At 70.3% G+C, this 14,691-nt stretch carries 17 protein-coding genes; 7 read left to right on the forward strand and 10 right to left on the reverse strand.

All coding sequences use genetic code 11. The features are described 5' to 3' along the window. Positions 1-3: 3 nt before the first annotated feature. Positions 4-1,758, reverse strand: coding sequence for a sugar ABC transporter ATP-binding protein (locus tag LBW94_RS41625; RefSeq protein ID WP_225056769.1), 1,755 nt, complete (start codon positions 1,756-1,758; stop codon positions 4-6). A gap of 13 nt (positions 1,759-1,771) precedes the next feature. After that, positions 1,772-2,863 carry a substrate-binding domain-containing protein gene (locus LBW94_RS41630; RefSeq protein WP_225056767.1) on the reverse strand — a complete coding sequence of 364 codons (1,092 nt, stop codon included), beginning with the start codon at positions 2,861-2,863 and terminating at the stop codon, positions 1,772-1,774. Positions 2,864-3,102: 239 nt separating this feature from the next. Between LBW94_RS41630 and LBW94_RS41635 the strand changes: the two genes are divergently transcribed. Then, the gene (locus LBW94_RS41635) at positions 3,103-3,735 is read left to right on the forward strand and encodes a sulfite oxidase-like oxidoreductase (RefSeq protein WP_225056765.1); all 633 of its coding nucleotides are present in this window, start codon (positions 3,103-3,105) and stop codon (positions 3,733-3,735) included. Beyond that, a complete protein-coding gene (locus tag LBW94_RS41640) occupies positions 3,722-4,447 on the forward strand; it encodes a ferredoxin reductase (protein WP_225056763.1) in 726 nt (241 codons plus the stop codon). The genes LBW94_RS41635 and LBW94_RS41640 overlap by 14 nt, the downstream gene beginning before the upstream one ends. Positions 4,448-4,457: 10 nt before the next feature. On the opposite strand, the gene uraH is transcribed toward LBW94_RS41640, so the two are convergent. Continuing rightward, positions 4,458-4,778 (reverse strand): hydroxyisourate hydrolase, encoded by a 321-nt coding sequence (gene uraH, locus LBW94_RS41645; RefSeq protein ID WP_225056761.1) that lies wholly within the window; start codon positions 4,776-4,778, stop codon positions 4,458-4,460. Next, positions 4,775-5,290, reverse strand: a complete 516-nt coding sequence (uraD, locus tag LBW94_RS41650; RefSeq protein WP_225056759.1) for a 2-oxo-4-hydroxy-4-carboxy-5-ureidoimidazoline decarboxylase — start codon at positions 5,288-5,290, stop codon at positions 4,775-4,777. Before uraD ends, uraH begins: the two co-directional genes overlap by 4 nt. Positions 5,291-5,368: 78 nt before the next feature. On the opposite strand from uraD, the gene LBW94_RS41655 reads away from it, so the two are divergent. Next, complete coding sequence (locus LBW94_RS41655) at positions 5,369-5,995, forward strand: nucleotidyltransferase family protein (RefSeq protein ID WP_225056757.1); 627 nt, start codon at positions 5,369-5,371, stop codon at positions 5,993-5,995. 13 nt (positions 5,996-6,008) lie between these two features. Beyond that, positions 6,009-6,992, forward strand: a complete 984-nt coding sequence (locus LBW94_RS41660; RefSeq protein WP_225056755.1) for an XdhC family protein — start codon at positions 6,009-6,011, stop codon at positions 6,990-6,992. A 49-nt stretch (positions 6,993-7,041) separates the two neighbouring features. On the opposite strand, the gene LBW94_RS41665 is transcribed toward LBW94_RS41660, so the two are convergent. From LBW94_RS41665 to LBW94_RS41685, 5 genes are all read right to left on the reverse strand, one after another. Continuing rightward, positions 7,042-8,148 carry an ABC transporter substrate-binding protein gene (locus tag LBW94_RS41665; RefSeq protein ID WP_225056753.1) on the reverse strand — a complete coding sequence of 369 codons (1,107 nt, stop codon included), beginning with the start codon at positions 8,146-8,148 and terminating at the stop codon, positions 7,042-7,044. Between the two features lie 112 nt (positions 8,149-8,260). Continuing rightward, complete coding sequence (locus LBW94_RS41670) at positions 8,261-9,058, reverse strand: ABC transporter permease (protein WP_225056751.1); 798 nt, start codon at positions 9,056-9,058, stop codon at positions 8,261-8,263. Beyond that, a complete protein-coding gene (locus LBW94_RS41675; protein WP_225056750.1) occupies positions 9,055-9,819 on the reverse strand; it encodes an ABC transporter permease in 765 nt (254 codons plus the stop codon). Before LBW94_RS41675 ends, LBW94_RS41670 begins: the two co-directional genes overlap by 4 nt. Beyond that, on the reverse strand, positions 9,816-10,667 hold the full coding sequence (locus tag LBW94_RS41680; protein ID WP_225056748.1) for an ABC transporter ATP-binding protein: 852 nt from the start codon (positions 10,665-10,667) through the stop codon (positions 9,816-9,818). The genes LBW94_RS41675 and LBW94_RS41680 overlap by 4 nt, the downstream gene beginning before the upstream one ends. Positions 10,668-10,768: 101 nt before the next feature. Further along, complete coding sequence (locus tag LBW94_RS41685) at positions 10,769-11,170, reverse strand: hypothetical protein (protein WP_225056746.1); 402 nt, start codon at positions 11,168-11,170, stop codon at positions 10,769-10,771. Positions 11,171-11,440: 270 nt separating this feature from the next. Between LBW94_RS41685 and LBW94_RS41690 the strand changes: the two genes are divergently transcribed. Continuing rightward, positions 11,441-12,226, forward strand: a complete 786-nt coding sequence (locus LBW94_RS41690) for a hypothetical protein (protein WP_225056744.1) — start codon at positions 11,441-11,443, stop codon at positions 12,224-12,226. Positions 12,227-12,273: 47 nt separating this feature from the next. Here LBW94_RS41690 and LBW94_RS41695 read toward each other — a convergent pair whose 3' ends face one another. Then, a complete protein-coding gene (locus tag LBW94_RS41695) occupies positions 12,274-12,759 on the reverse strand; it encodes an MFS transporter (RefSeq protein ID WP_225056742.1) in 486 nt (161 codons plus the stop codon). On the opposite strand from LBW94_RS41695, the gene LBW94_RS41700 reads away from it, so the two are divergent. Both LBW94_RS41700 and LBW94_RS41705 read left to right on the forward strand, forming a co-directional pair. Further along, positions 12,734-13,375, forward strand: a complete 642-nt coding sequence (locus LBW94_RS41700; RefSeq protein WP_225056740.1) for an SIS domain-containing protein — start codon at positions 12,734-12,736, stop codon at positions 13,373-13,375. The two genes, LBW94_RS41695 and LBW94_RS41700, sit on opposite strands and share 26 nt — an antisense overlap. Next, complete coding sequence (locus LBW94_RS41705; protein ID WP_225056738.1) at positions 13,372-14,466, forward strand: ROK family protein; 1,095 nt, start codon at positions 13,372-13,374, stop codon at positions 14,464-14,466. The genes LBW94_RS41700 and LBW94_RS41705 overlap by 4 nt, the downstream gene beginning before the upstream one ends. Positions 14,467-14,691: the final 225 nt, after the last annotated feature.

Raw genomic sequence — 14,691 nt, forward strand, 5'->3', positions numbered from 1 at the left:
CACTCACACGGCGGACCCCGCGAGCGCGGCGATCACCTGTTCACCGGCGATGTCGTAACCGTCGGAACGGATCTCGCCGTCGGCCAGCACGATCACCCGATCGGCCACCTCCAGCACCTCGTCCACGTCGGCGGACAGCAGCAGCACCGCCGCGCCGTCCGCGGCCAGTTGCCGGGCCTGGCGGCCGATGTCGCGGCGCGCGCCGATGTCGACCCCGCGGAACGGTTCGTCCAGGATCAGCACCCGCGGCGGATGCGCCAGCCACCGGCCGACCACCACCTTCTGCTGATTACCGCCGGACAACTCCTCGACGAGACTCGCCTCGCCGCGCGCGACGATACCGAGCCGCTCGATGGTCCGGGAGCCGAGTTCGCGCTCCCGCCCCCGCCGGATCACGCCGAGCACCTCCGACAGCGACCGCAGGAACGGCAGCGAAAGGTTCTCCGCGATCGACCAATCCGGGATCAACGCATCGACATGCCGATCCTCCGGCACCAGATGGACCCCGCGCGCGATCGCGTCGGCGGGATGCCGCGGCCGATAACGCTTCCCGGCCAGCTCGAGCGTGCCCGCGCCGAACGGATCGGCCCCGAACAGCCCGCGCGCCAGCTCCGTCTTCCCCGCGCCCAGCAGTCCGACGACACCGGTCACCTCACCACCGCGGATGTCGAGATCCTGCGGCGCTCGCCCCCGCAACAGCGGCACCCCGCGCAGCGACACCACCACCGGCCCGCCACCGGGCCCCGCCGACTTCGGCCGCACCACTTCCGCCAGTCTCGAAACCACTTGCGCCGCTTCGTCTTCCGCCTCCGCGTCGGTCGGCTCCGCGAACGTCCGCAAAGTCCGAGCGCCGGCGTTCGGCCGGGCGTCCGCCGTCGCCACGACAGCGTCCGGCACCGAATCCGGCAATCCCTCGGGCTCCGTCACGATTTCCGCGGCGAACGACTCCGCGGCGGGTCCTCCGGCCGACGTCGCGACCGTAATTCCGCGTTCCGGATCGGCGGTCGCGCGGGTCGCCAGCATCGCCCGTAGCGCGCGGTCCCAGTCGAAGGGCCGGGGTTGCTCGGCGATCAGCCGGCCGTCGCGCAGCACCACCAGACGGTCGGCCAGCGCGTCCAACTCGGCGAGGCGGTGCGACACGTACAGCACCGCAATGCCTTCGGCGCGCATCCGGTCGACGATGGCGAACAGGCGGCGGGCCTCGGCCGCCGACAGTGCGGCCGTGGGCTCGTCCAGGATCAGCAGCCGGGGGCGGGTCGACAACGCGCGGGCCAGCAGCAGCAACTGCTGGTCGGAGATGCCGAGTTCGGCGACGTCGCGGCGCAGGGTGCGCTCGTCCCAGCCCAGGTCGAGGACGGCCGCGATCTCGCGGGCGCGGCGCAGCACCCGCCGGGTGTCCAGCCAGGGGTTGCCGCGGCCGGCGGCGATCTGCTCGAACACCAGGTTCTCGGCGACCGACAGTCCGGGCACCACGCCGTCGGCGATGTGCTGGTGTACGGTCTGCACGCCCAGCTTCCGGGCCGCCGCCGGACTGCGCAGGTCGACCGGTTCGCCGTCGATCGACACCTGCCCGGTGTGTTCCGGATACACCCCGGACAGCACCTTGATCAGGGTGGATTTCCCGGCGCCGTTGGCGCCGAGCAGTGCGGTCACCGCGCCGGCGGACACGTCCAGCGACACGTCCGCCAGCACCGGCTTCCCGCCGAAGGCCATGCCGACCTCGCGCAGTGCGACGGCGGCCCGGTCCGTGCCGGTCATCGGAGCAGGCGCATCAGTAGGAGACGACCGGGATCCAGTTCGCCGCGCTCACCTGGGCCAGGTTCAGCTCGGGCAGCGCCTTGCGCAACTGGTCCATGTTCGCGATCTTCTTGGACACCAGCAGATCCCGGGTGATGGCCACCGCGGGGAACTCGACCGACTTCTTGTTCAGCTGGCCCGCCAGTTGCAGTGCGGCGGTGCGCACCACGGCCGCGCCGACCGCGGACGGGTCGGTGCCGGCGGTGGCCACCCAGGGGCTGTTGTCGGCGGTGATGATCTGGATGTCGGCATTGGACACGTCGGCGCCGACCACCTTCACCGAGGCGTCCAGGTGCTTGTTCTGCACCGCGAGCGTGGCGCCCTTGGCCAGTTCGTCGTAGGGGGCGAAGATGCCCTTGACCTCGGGATGCTGGGTGAGCGCGGCATTGACCAGCGGCACGTTGTCGGTGACGGTGGAGTCGGTGACCTTGCCGACCTTGAACGCCTCGGTCCAGCCCTCGCCAGCCTTGGTCTGCTGCCACACGGTGTCGCGGCGGTCCAGCGGCGCGAAGCCGGCCACGTTCACATAGCCGATCGGCACGTTCTTGCCGACCGCCGACTCCAGCGCGCCGAGCGCCGCCTTCGCGATGTCGGCATCGCTCTGCGTGGTGGTGATCACCTTCGGGTTGGTGGTGTCGACGTCGTAGCTCACCACGGTGATGCCCTTGGCCACGGCCTGATCGATCAGCGGCTCGATGGTGGCCGGGAAGCCGTGGTCGACGATGATCGCGCTCGCGCCGGAGTTGATCGCCTGCGAGAAGTCGGTGGCCTGCTTGGCATTGTCGGACTGGGCGTCGTAGACGGCCAGGTCGATGCCGAGCGCCTTGGCCTGCGCCTTGGCGCCGTTGCCCCACTGCTCGAAGTAGTCGCCGGCGCCGCTCTGGCGGACCAGCGCGACCGTCACCGCACCCTTGTCGAAGGGGGCGGGCTTCGGGCCGGTGGCCTGGCCGACGGACGGGCTGCTGCCCGTGGAGCTGCTCGAAGTGGTGTCGGACTGCGAGCAACCGGTGGCCAGCAGGGCGCAGGACAGCACGGCAGCGGCGGCGACCGCGGTGAAACGGGGCATGGTGGGGCTCCAGCGGAGAGAGGAGAAGCTGCGGCACGACGAGACCGCAGGCGGGGCGGGCGACGGCCGACCCGGGATGGGATTGCGAGGTCGATCAGGGCCGGCGACAGCCGGCCGTGGTCATCTGTAGCAAGTCCACGTACAGCCGACGCGTCAACAAAAGCGCAGACACAATTGTGATCTTGCCTGGCAAACTGGACAGACGTCAAAGTTACCCGGCTCTCGTCCCAAGATATGGGATGATCCCAGGTGTACGCTGGCTCGGCGTGATCGTCACCCGAGGTTTCCGCAGTCGCGGCACCGACCGCGACCCGCGCCTGCCACCGGGGCAGTACGACGCCCGGCAGTCGTGGCCGGTGCTGTCCGCGGAGGTCACCCCCGACCTGGCCACGGCCGACTGGACCCTGCACATCGAGGGCCTGGTCACCACCGAACGCACCTGGAGCTGGGACGAGGCCCACGCCCTGCCGCGCTCGGAATATCGCGGCGACATCCACTGTGTCACCGGCTGGTCCCGGTTCGGCACCTGGTTCGCCGGTGTCGAGCTCGACGAATTCCTCACCGCCGCAGACCCGTTGCCGCAGGCGACGCACGTGCTGGCCACCTCGCACACCGGCTACACCACCAATCTGCCACTGGCGGAGGTGTGTTCCGGCCGCGCCTGGATCGTCTGGGAATCCGACGGCCTGCCGCTGACCCCCGAACACGGCGGCCCGGCCCGGCTGCTGGTGCCCGGCCGGTACTTCTGGAAGAGCGCCAAATGGATTGCCGGACTGCGGTTGCTCGACCACGACGAACCCGGATTCTGGGAACGCAACGGCTACCACAACGCGGGCGATCCGTGGCGCGAGGAGCGCTATGCCGGCGACTGACACCTTCAAGGTCCCCGCGCGACTGGTACCCAGCAATCGCGCGGCCGCCGCATTCCGCCCGGCCACCCTGATCGACATCCGCCGCGAGACCCCGGCGATGTCGACCTTCCGCTTCGCTGTACCGGACTGGCCCGGGCACCGCCCCGGCCAGCACGTCATGATGCGGCTCACCGCCCCCGACGGCTACACCGCACAGCGCCACTACTCCCTGGCCTCCCCGCCCGGCGACACCGGACACCTGGAACTCACCGTCGATCACGTATCCGGCGGCGAGGTCTCCGGCCATCTGCACACCACCGCGAAACCCGGTGACACGGTGGAGATCAAAGGCCCGCTGGGCGGCTTCTTCGCCTGGCCCGGCGACCGCCCCGCCCTGCTGCTGGGCGGCGGCTCCGGCGTCGTACCGCTGATGTCGATGCTGCGCCACCACCGCACTCTCGACCTGAAAGTTCCGCTGCACCTTGTTGTTTCGGTAAGAGATCGCGAAAGCCTGCCCTACGCGAGCGAATTCGGCCCCGAGACGACCGTGGTCCTCAGCCGCACCGAGGGACGCCTGCACGCCGGCCAGCTCGCCGCACCGCTGTCCCACCCGCCCGACGGCGGCTGGGAGGCGTACGTGTGCGGCAGCAACGGTTTCGCCGAACACGCCTCCCGCCTGCTGGTGACCGGCGGCCAGCCGCGCGACCGTATCCGCATCGAACGTTTCGGCTAGCCGGCCTGCCTCAGCTCCCCCGATAGGTGGAATAGGCGAAGGGGGACAGCAGCAGTGGCACATGGTGGTGCCGGTCGTCGGCCACGGTGAAGGCGATGGTGACCTCCGGGTAGAAGGCCGGGGTGCGCTGTGCGGCGAAGTAGGCGCCGGTGTCGAAGCGCAGGCGGTAGACGCCCGGGACGAGTCCGGCGCCGAGGGCTGCGACGCGGCCGTCGGCGTCGGTGGTTGCGGTGACCAATTCCGTTGTCCGCGAATCGAACAGGGTCACCGCGACACCGGCCGCGGGCACCCCCCGCACGGCATCGAGGACGTGGGTGCTCACCGTGCTCATCGCGACTCCCCGGGGTCGGCGCCGAACAGGCGGCGCAGGCGGATGCGGTTGATCTGGGCCAGTTCTCCGCGCACGATACGGCGTTCGGTGGCCGGGTCGTTGCGCAGCCGGGTCAGCAGGATCTCGAGCAGTTCGCTCCCCGATCGGCCGGTCGCGCGCACCAGGTAGACGTGGCCGAAAGTGGCCTCGTATTCGCGATTCCAGGCGGCGAGGGCGGCCAGGACATCATGGTCGGCGGCGGTGACGCCGGCCTGCTCCCGGCGCGCGGAGGCGTCACCCGAACGGGTTCCGATGCGCGGATGCCCGGCCAGCGCCTTGTCCAGCTCGTTCTCCGGCAGCTCGGCCAGTGCCGCGTCGGCCGCGGCGAATACCGCCTCGACGCTGGCGTAGGGGCGGCGCGCGGCCACCGCGCGGGCCCAGGCCGGCGACGAGCAACATGTCAGCAGCAATTCGATCGCCACCGGTTCCGGCATCGCGCCGAACTCCTCGAGAGCGATCACATCGGGGGTCATTCGACCCAGCTTCGACCATCCCCGGCGGTGGTGCCACTCGGACAGCAAAGATCACCGATCTGGACTACCCTCGCCGCCATGACCCTCGGACGCTGCGACGGCATCGTACTCGCCGCCGGCGCGGGCACGCGGTACGGGCGGCCCAAAGCGCTGGCGGCCGACGGCGACTGGCTGCGATCGGCGGTGGCCGCACTGCGCGGCGGCGGCTGCGCCGAGGTGGTCGTGGTACTGGGCGCCACGGGTCCGGCACGGCCGGTGGTGAACGGCGGGTGGCGGATAAGCGAACAACCCGCAATTGACCTGCCCGCGGCAGCGCGCTCGGTCTGGGCAGCGGACTGGGCGACCGGATTGTCGGCCTCGCTGCGGGCCGGGCTCGGCGCACTCACCGCCGAGTCCGGCGCTCCGGCCGCCGAATACGCGGCGATCATGCCCGTCGACACCCCGGATGTGGGCCCCGCCGTGGTCGCCCGGGTGCTGGCCGCCGCCCGCGCCGCCGACAGCGGCCTGGCACGTGCGGTCTTCGACGACGCGCCCGGCCATCCCGTGGTCATAGCGCATAAACATTGGACCGGCGTGATCGATTCCGCACGAGGAGATTCGGGCGCACGCACCTTTCTGGACAAAAGACCGGATATGGTGGCCGTCACGTGCGACGATTTGGCGACGGGACGTGACCACGACTACCCGCACAATCGTGCACGCTGATCGGGAGCCTGTGATGCGCGACATTCTCGAAGATCTGATGCGAGTGTGGCAGAGCGGCCGAATCGGCGGGCTGGCGACACTGGTCCGGACATTCGGTTCGTCACCGCTGCCGGTGGGCTCGTCGATGCTGCTGGATCCCGACGGCGGGGTGCACGGCTCGGTGTCCGACGGCTGCTACGAGGGCGCGGTCCTGGAGGCGGCGCGGCTGGCCGCGGCCACGGGACGGCGGGAGTTACGCCGGTTCGATCCGAGTTCCGGGCTGGAGGTCGGCACCGACTGCGGCACCATCGACGTCTTCGTGGAACCGTTCTCCCGCGGGCACTTCCCCGAGTTCCCGACCGTCGCCCAGGAGATCTTCGCGCACAAGCCGGTCACCGTGTTCACCGTGGTGTGGCACACCGATCCGGAGGTGATCGGCCAGCATCTGGTCACCGAGCGCAAGCACAACACCGAACTGGTGTCGCTGCCCGAATCCGATATCTTCGTGCGCTCCTACACCGCGCCGCCGCGCATGATCATCTTCGGCGCCAACCCGTTCGCGGCCGCGATCACCGTCCAGGCCCGACTACTCGGCTACCGGGTCACCGTGTGCGACGCGCGCGAGGCGTTCGTGTCACCACAGTCGTTCCCGGGGGCGGAGGTGGTCGTCGAATGGCCGCACCGCTATCTGAACACCGAGGCGGCCGCGGGCCGCATCGACAAGTCCACCGCACTCGTCCTGGTCTCGCAGGACCCCAAATTCGAGATTCCGGTGCTGACCGTCGCCCTGCGGCTGCACGACTTCGGCTACCTGGGCGCCCTCGGCTCCCGCACCGCGCATCTGCACCGCATCGAGGCGTTGCAGGCCGGCGGCTTCGACGACGCCACCCTCGGCCGGCTCTGTGCCCCGGCCGGTCTGGAACTCGGGGCCCACACCCCGATGGAGACCGCGATCGCCGTCGCCGCCCAGATGCTCGTGGTGCGTTCCCGCACCACGACCACCATGGCCGCCGCCTGAATCAGCCGCACCCCGTGCGTGCAACCCGAGGTGCGGCCGTCCCAGGGGCTCAGCTCTTCAGCTCCGGATGCTCGGCGTACACCTCCTTCAGCACCGACAGGTCGAACAGCTGATCGGCCTTGATGCTGATCTTCGCCTTGCCGAGGGCCTCGATGTTCTGCGCGACCAGCTGATCACTGATGGTGAACAACCCGTTGGCCTTGGTGTCGGCGGAGACGACCAGATCGTTCTGCGCCTTGGCCTCCAGGGTCTGCTCCCCGGCCTCCAGATGCTGATCCTTGCCGTACACCTCGACGGCCAGCCGGGCCGATTCCGCCGGGGTGGCGACCGCGTCCTTCCAGCCCTTGATCTCCGCGACGAGGAACGCCTTCAGCTTGTCGCGCTCCTTGTCGATGGTCTCCTGCCGGACCGTCAGCGTCTCCGCGACCAACGGCAGCCCGTAGTCGGCGAACAGGAAGTTGGCGTTCTGGAAACCCTTGGCGGCCAGCGTGATCGGCTCGTTGGTCACATAGCTGACCCAGCCGTCGACCTCGCCGCTGGCCAGCGGTGTCGGATCGTACTGCGCCGGAACGATGGTGACATCGCTGGGGGTCAGGCCGTTGGCCGCCAGCAGCGCGCCGAACACCAGCTGGTTGCCGTCCTGCACACCGATCTTGCGGCCCTTCATGTCCTGCGGCGTCTTGATCGGTTTGGCGGCCGAGCTGACGATGCAGAACGGGTTCTTCTGGTAGGTGGTGGCCACGATCTTGGCCGGCAGGCCCTCCAACACCGCGGGCGCGGTCAGCATCGGCGCCGACATACCCAGCCAGACCTTCTTGGTGTCCAGACCGGCCTCGACGGTGGTGCCCGCCGCGCCGCCGGCGATCAGGTCGACCTTCCCGAATCCGGCGTCCTTGTAGTAGCCCTTGCTGTCGGCGAAGAACTCACCGGCGAATTCGATGTTCTTCAGCCAGGACAACTGGATCGCCACCGTGCCGAACTTCGAGCCGTCGGAGGAGGTGCCCCCGCCGCCGCTCGAGCTGGACGAACTCCCGCATGCCGCCAGCACCGCGGCGCCACCTGCGGCGACGCCGGCGAATGCCGAGAAACGAAGGAAGGACCGACGGTCCAGGGGGGAGAACTTCTGGGCCGGCAAGGGGCCTGTCACGCGAGTCATGTCGGAAATGTAAGGTGTTTCGATTTCGGATACTTTGCTTTCGGCGCAGCACGTGTGTACGCCACGTAAATGCATTGTGTGCCACGTGTAAAAATGTGTGCCGCAAGTAAACTCACGACCGGCCGGCGTCCGGTCCGAACCGCGCCAGCACCAGATTCTCGAACACGCCGACGATCGCGTACAGCACCACCGACACCAAGGTGACCAGCACGATCGAGGCCCACAACTTGTTGTACTGGAAGCTGGCGATGGCCCGGATCAGGCTGGAGCCCAAGCCCTTCCCGCTCCCGAGCCATTCCCCGAGCAGCGCTCCGATCAACGCGCCCGGCACCGAGACCCGCGCCGCGGCGAACACCGTGGGCAGCGCGGCCGGCACCGCCACCATCCGCAGCGCGGCCCAGCGTGAGCCGCCGTACACGGTGACCAGCTCCATGGCCTGCTTGGGCGCCCCGCGCAACCCGGTCATGATCATCACCAGCGCCGGGAACAGCACCACGATGGCCGCCATGGTGGTCACCCCGACCTGCCCACGGCCACAGATCAGCACGATGATCGGCGTCAGCGCCACCAGCGGCACCGAGCGCAGCAGCAGCGCCACCGGCATGAACGACCGCTCCACGGCCGGCATCGTGACGAACAGCGCCGCCAGCACCAGCGCGACCAGCATGCCCACCGTGAAGCCGAGGGCGGCGTCGTGCAACGTGATCCGCAGATCGGCCAGGACGGCCTGCCGCGCGGTCCCGGCGCTCGGCCCGGTGACCAGGTAGCGCCACACATCGACGGGCGTCTTGCCCACCCGTGGGCCGACCTGCGGGAACGCCTTCAGGAAGACGTACCAGATCACCCCCATCAGGATCACCGAGATCACCAGGGGCAGAAGGAATTTCCCGATCCTGCGCAAGGCGTTCACGCCCGTGCCTCCGCTCCGGTCCAGGGGGTCAGCACCCGCGCCAGCACACTCACCAGCAGATATCCCACCCCGGCCAGGGCGGCCGCGGCCAGCGCCATGCCCCAGGTGCGGGGGATGTTGTAGGAGTTCTGGGCGGCGGTCAGCGCCACCCCGATCCCGGTGTCGACGCCGCCGAGATACTCCCCGAGGATCGCGCCCAGCACCGCCGACGGCGCCGCGATCTTCAACGCCGCCAACGTGTTCGGCAGCGCCGCGATCAACTGCACCCGCCACAGCTGCTGCCAGCGGCCGCCGCCGTAGGCGCGGATCAGGTCCAGGCTGGTGCGGTCGGCCGAGCGCAGCCCGGCCACGGTGCCGACCATGGTGGTGAAGAAGCAGTACATGGCGGCCAGGAACACCGTCGGGGTGCGGCCGCCGAAGATCACCAGGATGATCGGCCCCAGCGCCAGCAGCGGCGTGCAGTAGCTCAGGATCGCCAGCTGGGTGGCCAGCGATTCGATCGGCGGTATCAGCAGCACCAGCACGGCCAGGCCGATCGCCAGCAGGTTGCCCCACAGGAAACCCTTCAGCGCCCCGAGCGCGGTGATCCGGAAGTTCGGGCCGTACAGGCCCCAGCCGTCGGAGTACATGGTGTGCAACACCGTCCACGGGCTGGGGATGGTGCCGCCGGCGACCCGTAGTTCGGCCAGCACCGTCCACAGCACGATCAGCGCCAGCACGCCGATCCCGCCGCTGGCGTTGCGGACCGCCCGGCCCCTCACTGCGCACCACCCAGCGACTCGCCCGCGGCGAGGTCGAGCGCCTCGGCGGCCGCCTCGATACCGCCGTGACCGCTCCGGCCGAACAGCAGTTCCGACAGGTAGTCGTGCAGCTTGTGGAATTCCGGGGTGCGCATCATCTCCGGGGTGCGCGGCCGCGGCAGGTCGATCTCGACCGTCTGCACCACCCGGCCCGGGCGCGGGCTCATCACCGCGACCACATCCGACAGGAACACCGCCTCGGCGATGCCGTGCGTCACCATGAGCGTGGTGGCGGGCTTCTCGGTCCAGATGCGCAGCAGTTCCAGATTCAACCGCTGCCGGGTCATGTCGTCCAGCGCGCCGAACGGCTCGTCCAGCAGCAGTACCGTGGGCTTCACCACCAGCGCGCGGGCGATCGACACCCGTTGCCGCATACCGCCGGACAGCTGCGCCGGTTTCGCCTTCTCGAAGCCCTGCAACCCGACCAGCTCGATCAGGTCCGCGATCGCCGCCGCGTCGACCGGCAGACCGGCCACCTGCAACGGCAACTTGATGTTGGATTCCACACTGCGCCACGGCAGCAGCGCCGAATCCTGGAAGGCTATGCCGAATTCGTGCCGGCGCCGCAGTTCCGCGGGAGTGGCGCCGTCGATGCGCGCGGTCCCGGCCGTCGGCGTCTCCAACCCGGCCAGGATGCGCAGTACCGTCGACTTCCCGCACCCCGAGGGGCCGAGCAGCGACAGGAAGGCGCCCTGATCGGTGTCCAGATCCACCGAGTCCAGGGCCGGCACCGTGCGCCGGCCCACCCGGAAGGTCTTGCTCAATCCGCTGATGTGAATGCCGGTGGCGGGGCCTGGTTCCGAGCTCATTCCGACACAGTAGGAGCATGTGGTTGCACCGGCATTGCGAATCGGCGCACCAGGTTGCACACCCGTAACGGCCGAGTTCCGGCCGTGTTCCGATCGCCGGACTACCAGTCCTCGAACCAGTTCCGGGCCGCGGGCCGGAACATCAGCACGATGAGCCCGATCGAGCCGGCCGGGCCGAGCCAGCCGGGCGGATGGCCCCCGGTGATCGACGGAATCGTCCACAGCATGTTCAACGCCGCCAGCCCGATCGCGCCGATCCGGATGCCGCTGCCGACCGCGCCGAAGGCCAGCGCCAGCAAGCCCAGCAGCCAGCTGGGCACGAAGGCCAGCGAGGTGACCAGCGCCGAGCGCGTCCCGAACAGCCAGCCCGCCGAGGCCGTGCACACGATCCCCATCAGCGCCAGGCCCAGCGCCAGCAGCTGCGCCGAGCGCACCGCCGCGGGCATCCGGCAGACCTCGAGGCCGGTCGCGACCGGATCGGGCCGAAACCCGTTGTCGGACATCCACCCTCCCATCTCGTCGGTGCAGTACCCCACGCGGACGGCGGGTAACGGACACGACATCGACTGTTGGCACGAGAGCGAGCGTTGGGCACGAGAGCGAACATCACTGCACGGCGGAGCATTGACACGGCACGCGGGAGTACGACCCGAGCGGACTGTAGCGCGCGGACCGATCGGTACGGTGACAACGCGCGCAGAACCACGGTTGTCACAGCCGATTCGCAGACGGACATGAAGCGTTTTCACAGTTTCGGCGGCCAGAGTGTCGAGGTGATCGACAGCTCGACCCCCCAGCGCACCGCCCGGTCGGCCGAGGCCCTGGTGCCCCGCGTGACCGCGCTGTTCTGGGTGGTCAAGGTGCTCACCACCGGAATGGGCGAATCCTTCGCCGATTTCCTCGACGACCGGACCGACCGCGACACCGCGCTGCTGGTCGCCACGATCGTGCTGGTGATCGCGCTGATCGCGCAGCTGGCGACCCCGCGCTGTCGGGCCTGGGTCTACTGGTTCGCGGTGGTGATGGTCGGCATCTGGGGCACGATGGCCGCCGACACCATCGACTTCCGCTGGAAGGTTCCGCTGCCGGTGTCGACCCTCGGATTCCTGCTCGCCCTGGCGGGGCTGTTCGCGGCCTGGTACCGGGTCGAGGGGACGCTCGCCGTGCACGACATCACGACCGCGCGCAGGCAGGTGTGGTACTGGCTCGCGGTGATCGTCACCTTCATGCTGGGCACCGCCGCGGGCGATCTGACCGCGAGCCGGATGCATCTGGGCTACCGCTGGTCCCTCGTGCTGTTCGCGGTGCTGATCGCGCTGCCCGCGGTGGCGCGCCGGTGGGCGGGGGTGAACGCGATAGCCGCGTTCTGGTTCGCGTACGTGCTCACCCGGCCGCTGGGCGCGTCGATCGCCGACTGGCTGGGCGGGGATCGCTTCGACGGCATGCACCTCGGCACCGGATGGGTGAGCCTGGCCGCGGCCGTCGCGATCGTGGCCCTGGTGGCCGTGCTCGACCGGCAGGATGCCCGCCGCCGCGCGGCGGCGGTCGCCGCCGCCTGATGCTCCGGACCGCCCCGTCGCCCCGGGCGGTCCGGGTTCCACCCCTGTCACACCGCCAGTCCGGTGGCGATCTGGGCATCGGTGCGCCCCTTCGTCTCCGGCACCCAGCGGGCGACGAAGCCGGTGCCGAGCAGGCAGACGACGGCGAACAGCCAGAAGGTCGGGCCCTGCCCGATGCCCTGGATCAGCGGCAGGAACGACTGGCTCACCGCGAAATTGGCGATCCAGTTGACGATCGTGCACAGCCCGGTGCCGCGCGCCCGCACCGGCGGCGGCAGCAGTTCCGACACCAGCAGCCACACCACCGGGCCCGCGCCGATGGCGAAGGCCGCGACGAAGGCGAGCAGGCAGATCAGCGCGGTGACGCTGCCGCCGGGCAACTCCCAGCGGAAGCTCGCGCCCAGCACGAGCAGGGCGACGGTCATCCCGGCGGTGGAGATCAACAGCAGCGGCCGGCGACCGGCCCGGTCGATCAGCGCGATCGACGCCTGCGTCATCGCGACGTTGGTGATCTGCCGCTCCGGCACCACCACCGAGGTGATCCGCGCGCTGCGGGCCCTGCCCGCCGGGGTGCCGCGCACCGTGATCTGTTCCAGCCCCGGCACACCGGTGCTGGAGTTGGCCGACCCCATTCTGATCGACGCGGTCGACGAACGCTCGGTGGTGCAGACCCGCTTCGCCACCACCACGCTGGCGATCCTGCGCTGGCTTTTCGGCGAGGACCTCACCCCGGTGATCGCACAGGCCGCCGCGGTGCTCGCCGAGGATCCGGCGCAGGCGCTGGCCGGCGTCCGCACCGCCGAGCAGATCAGCTTCGTGGGCATGGGTTTCGCGGCCGCCCTGGCCGACGAGGCCGGGCTGAAGCTGCGCGAGTCCTGCCGTGCCTGGACCGAGGGCTACCTGGCCACCGAATACCGGCACGGCCCGATCAGCATCGCCGGCCCCCGCCGCGCGGTCTGGGCGCTCGGCCCGGTGATCCCCGGCCTGGCCGACGACATCGCCGCCACCGGAGCCCATTTCGAGCATCGCGACATCGACCCGATGGCCGACCTGGTGCGGGTGCACCGCCTGTGCCTGCTGCGCGCCGCGGACCAGGGCCTGGATCCGGATCACCCACGCGGCCTGACTCGTTCGGTGATCCTGGGGTGAGCACCCCGGCGGACCTGGTGCTCGCCGTCGACGTGGGCGGCACCACCACCAAGGCCGAGATCACCGACGCCGCGGGCGCCGTCCTGACCGCCGCCGCCATCGGCACCCCGCCCGGCCTCGCGGCCCTCGATGCCGTCGCCGACCTCGGCGACCGGCTGCTCACCGAACTCGTAGCCGCCCAGCGCAATCGAGTCACCCGCGCTGCCGTGGTCATCCCCGGCATCGTGGACCCCGCCCGCGCGGTGGCCGTCTTCAGCAGCAACCTCGGCTGGCGCGATGTCGCGGTCGGCGACCGCTTCGGTACCCGCTGGGGCATCCCGGTCCTGCTCGAACACGATGTGGCCGTGGCCGGTTGGGCGGAATGGCGACTGGGCGCGGGCCGTGGCCACGACGATGTGTGCGTCCTGATCCTCGGCACCGGCATCGCGGGCACCCTCTCCGTCGCCGGCCGACTGGTCCGCGCCGCACCCGGCCAGGCGGGCGAATTCGGCCACATTCCCATCCGGCACCGCGACGGACTGCCCTGCCCCTGCGGCAATATCGGCTGCGTCGAGACGGTCGCCTCCGGCGCCGCCATCGCCCGCGCCTACGCCGCCCGCACAGGCCGCGGTCCGCGCACCGGCACGGGCCCACGCACGAGCACGAGCACGAGCACAGGCACAGGCTCGAGCACGGGCACCGGCACGGGCACCCGCTCGAGCACAGGCACGGGCACGAGCACCGGCTCGAGCACCCGCTCAAGCACCGGCTCGGGCACGGGCACCGGCTCGGGCAGCGGCAGCGAAATCCTCGACGCCGCGGCGATATTCGAACGACTGCCGTCCGACCCCGATGCTCGTGCGGTGATCGCCGACGCCGTCGACGCCCTCGCCGACGGACTGCTCGGCATCCTGCACGCCACCCGCGTCCCACTGATCGTGCTCGGCGGCGGCCTCTCCGGCGCGGGCCCGATCCTGTCCACCGCCCTGCACACCCGCCTCACGGAACGGCTGCGCGTGATCCCCGTCCCCCGGGTCACGTTGGGCGCCTTCGGCCCTCGCGCGGGCCTCATCGGCGCCGCCCACTACGCCCGCACGGGGGCGCTGGAATGACCGGCAACACATCCGCAATCGCCTCCGGGGCCGCCCGGTACCGGCAGAGCGACCAGGCAGCATCCTGGTTACCGCGATCCACGACAGCTCGGTCATCGCCACCCGGCCGTACCGCGGAGTCGGCGCTACAGCCCGTTTCTCGCTACTCGAGCGCGGTGCCGCACCGCACCGGCCCGGCGGCACCCAACCCCGTCTTCATCTGTGCCGACGCGTCCGCAAAACCGA

The sequence above is a fragment of the Nocardia sp. alder85J genome (genome assembly GCF_020176955.2).
In the GTDB taxonomy this organism is placed as follows: domain Bacteria; phylum Actinomycetota; class Actinomycetes; order Mycobacteriales; family Mycobacteriaceae; genus Nocardia.

Excerpts from the sequence above, each read along its gene's own strand:
- LBW94_RS41660 (WP_225056755.1), top strand. The coding sequence starts at position 6,009 with ATGCGCGACATTCTCGAAGATCTGATGCGAGTGTGGCAGAGCGGCCGA.
- LBW94_RS41665 (WP_225056753.1), bottom strand. The coding sequence starts at position 8,148 with ATGACTCGCGTGACAGGCCCCTTGCCGGCCCAGAAGTTCTCCCCCCTG.
- uraD (WP_225056759.1), bottom strand. The coding sequence starts at position 5,290 with ATGACCCCCGATGTGATCGCTCTCGAGGAGTTCGGCGCGATGCCGGAA.
- LBW94_RS41655 (WP_225056757.1), top strand. The coding sequence starts at position 5,369 with ATGACCCTCGGACGCTGCGACGGCATCGTACTCGCCGCCGGCGCGGGC.
- LBW94_RS41630 (WP_225056767.1), bottom strand. The coding sequence starts at position 2,863 with ATGCCCCGTTTCACCGCGGTCGCCGCCGCTGCCGTGCTGTCCTGCGCC.
- LBW94_RS41635 (WP_225056765.1), top strand. The coding sequence starts at position 3,103 with ATGATCCCAGGTGTACGCTGGCTCGGCGTGATCGTCACCCGAGGTTTC.
- LBW94_RS41625 (WP_225056769.1), bottom strand. The coding sequence starts at position 1,758 with ATGACCGGCACGGACCGGGCCGCCGTCGCACTGCGCGAGGTCGGCATG.
- LBW94_RS41640 (WP_225056763.1), top strand. The coding sequence starts at position 3,722 with ATGCCGGCGACTGACACCTTCAAGGTCCCCGCGCGACTGGTACCCAGC.
- LBW94_RS41680 (WP_225056748.1), bottom strand. The coding sequence starts at position 10,667 with ATGAGCTCGGAACCAGGCCCCGCCACCGGCATTCACATCAGCGGATTG.
- uraH (WP_225056761.1), bottom strand. The coding sequence starts at position 4,778 with ATGAGCACGGTGAGCACCCACGTCCTCGATGCCGTGCGGGGGGTGCCC.
- LBW94_RS41685 (WP_225056746.1), bottom strand. The coding sequence starts at position 11,170 with ATGTCCGACAACGGGTTTCGGCCCGATCCGGTCGCGACCGGCCTCGAG.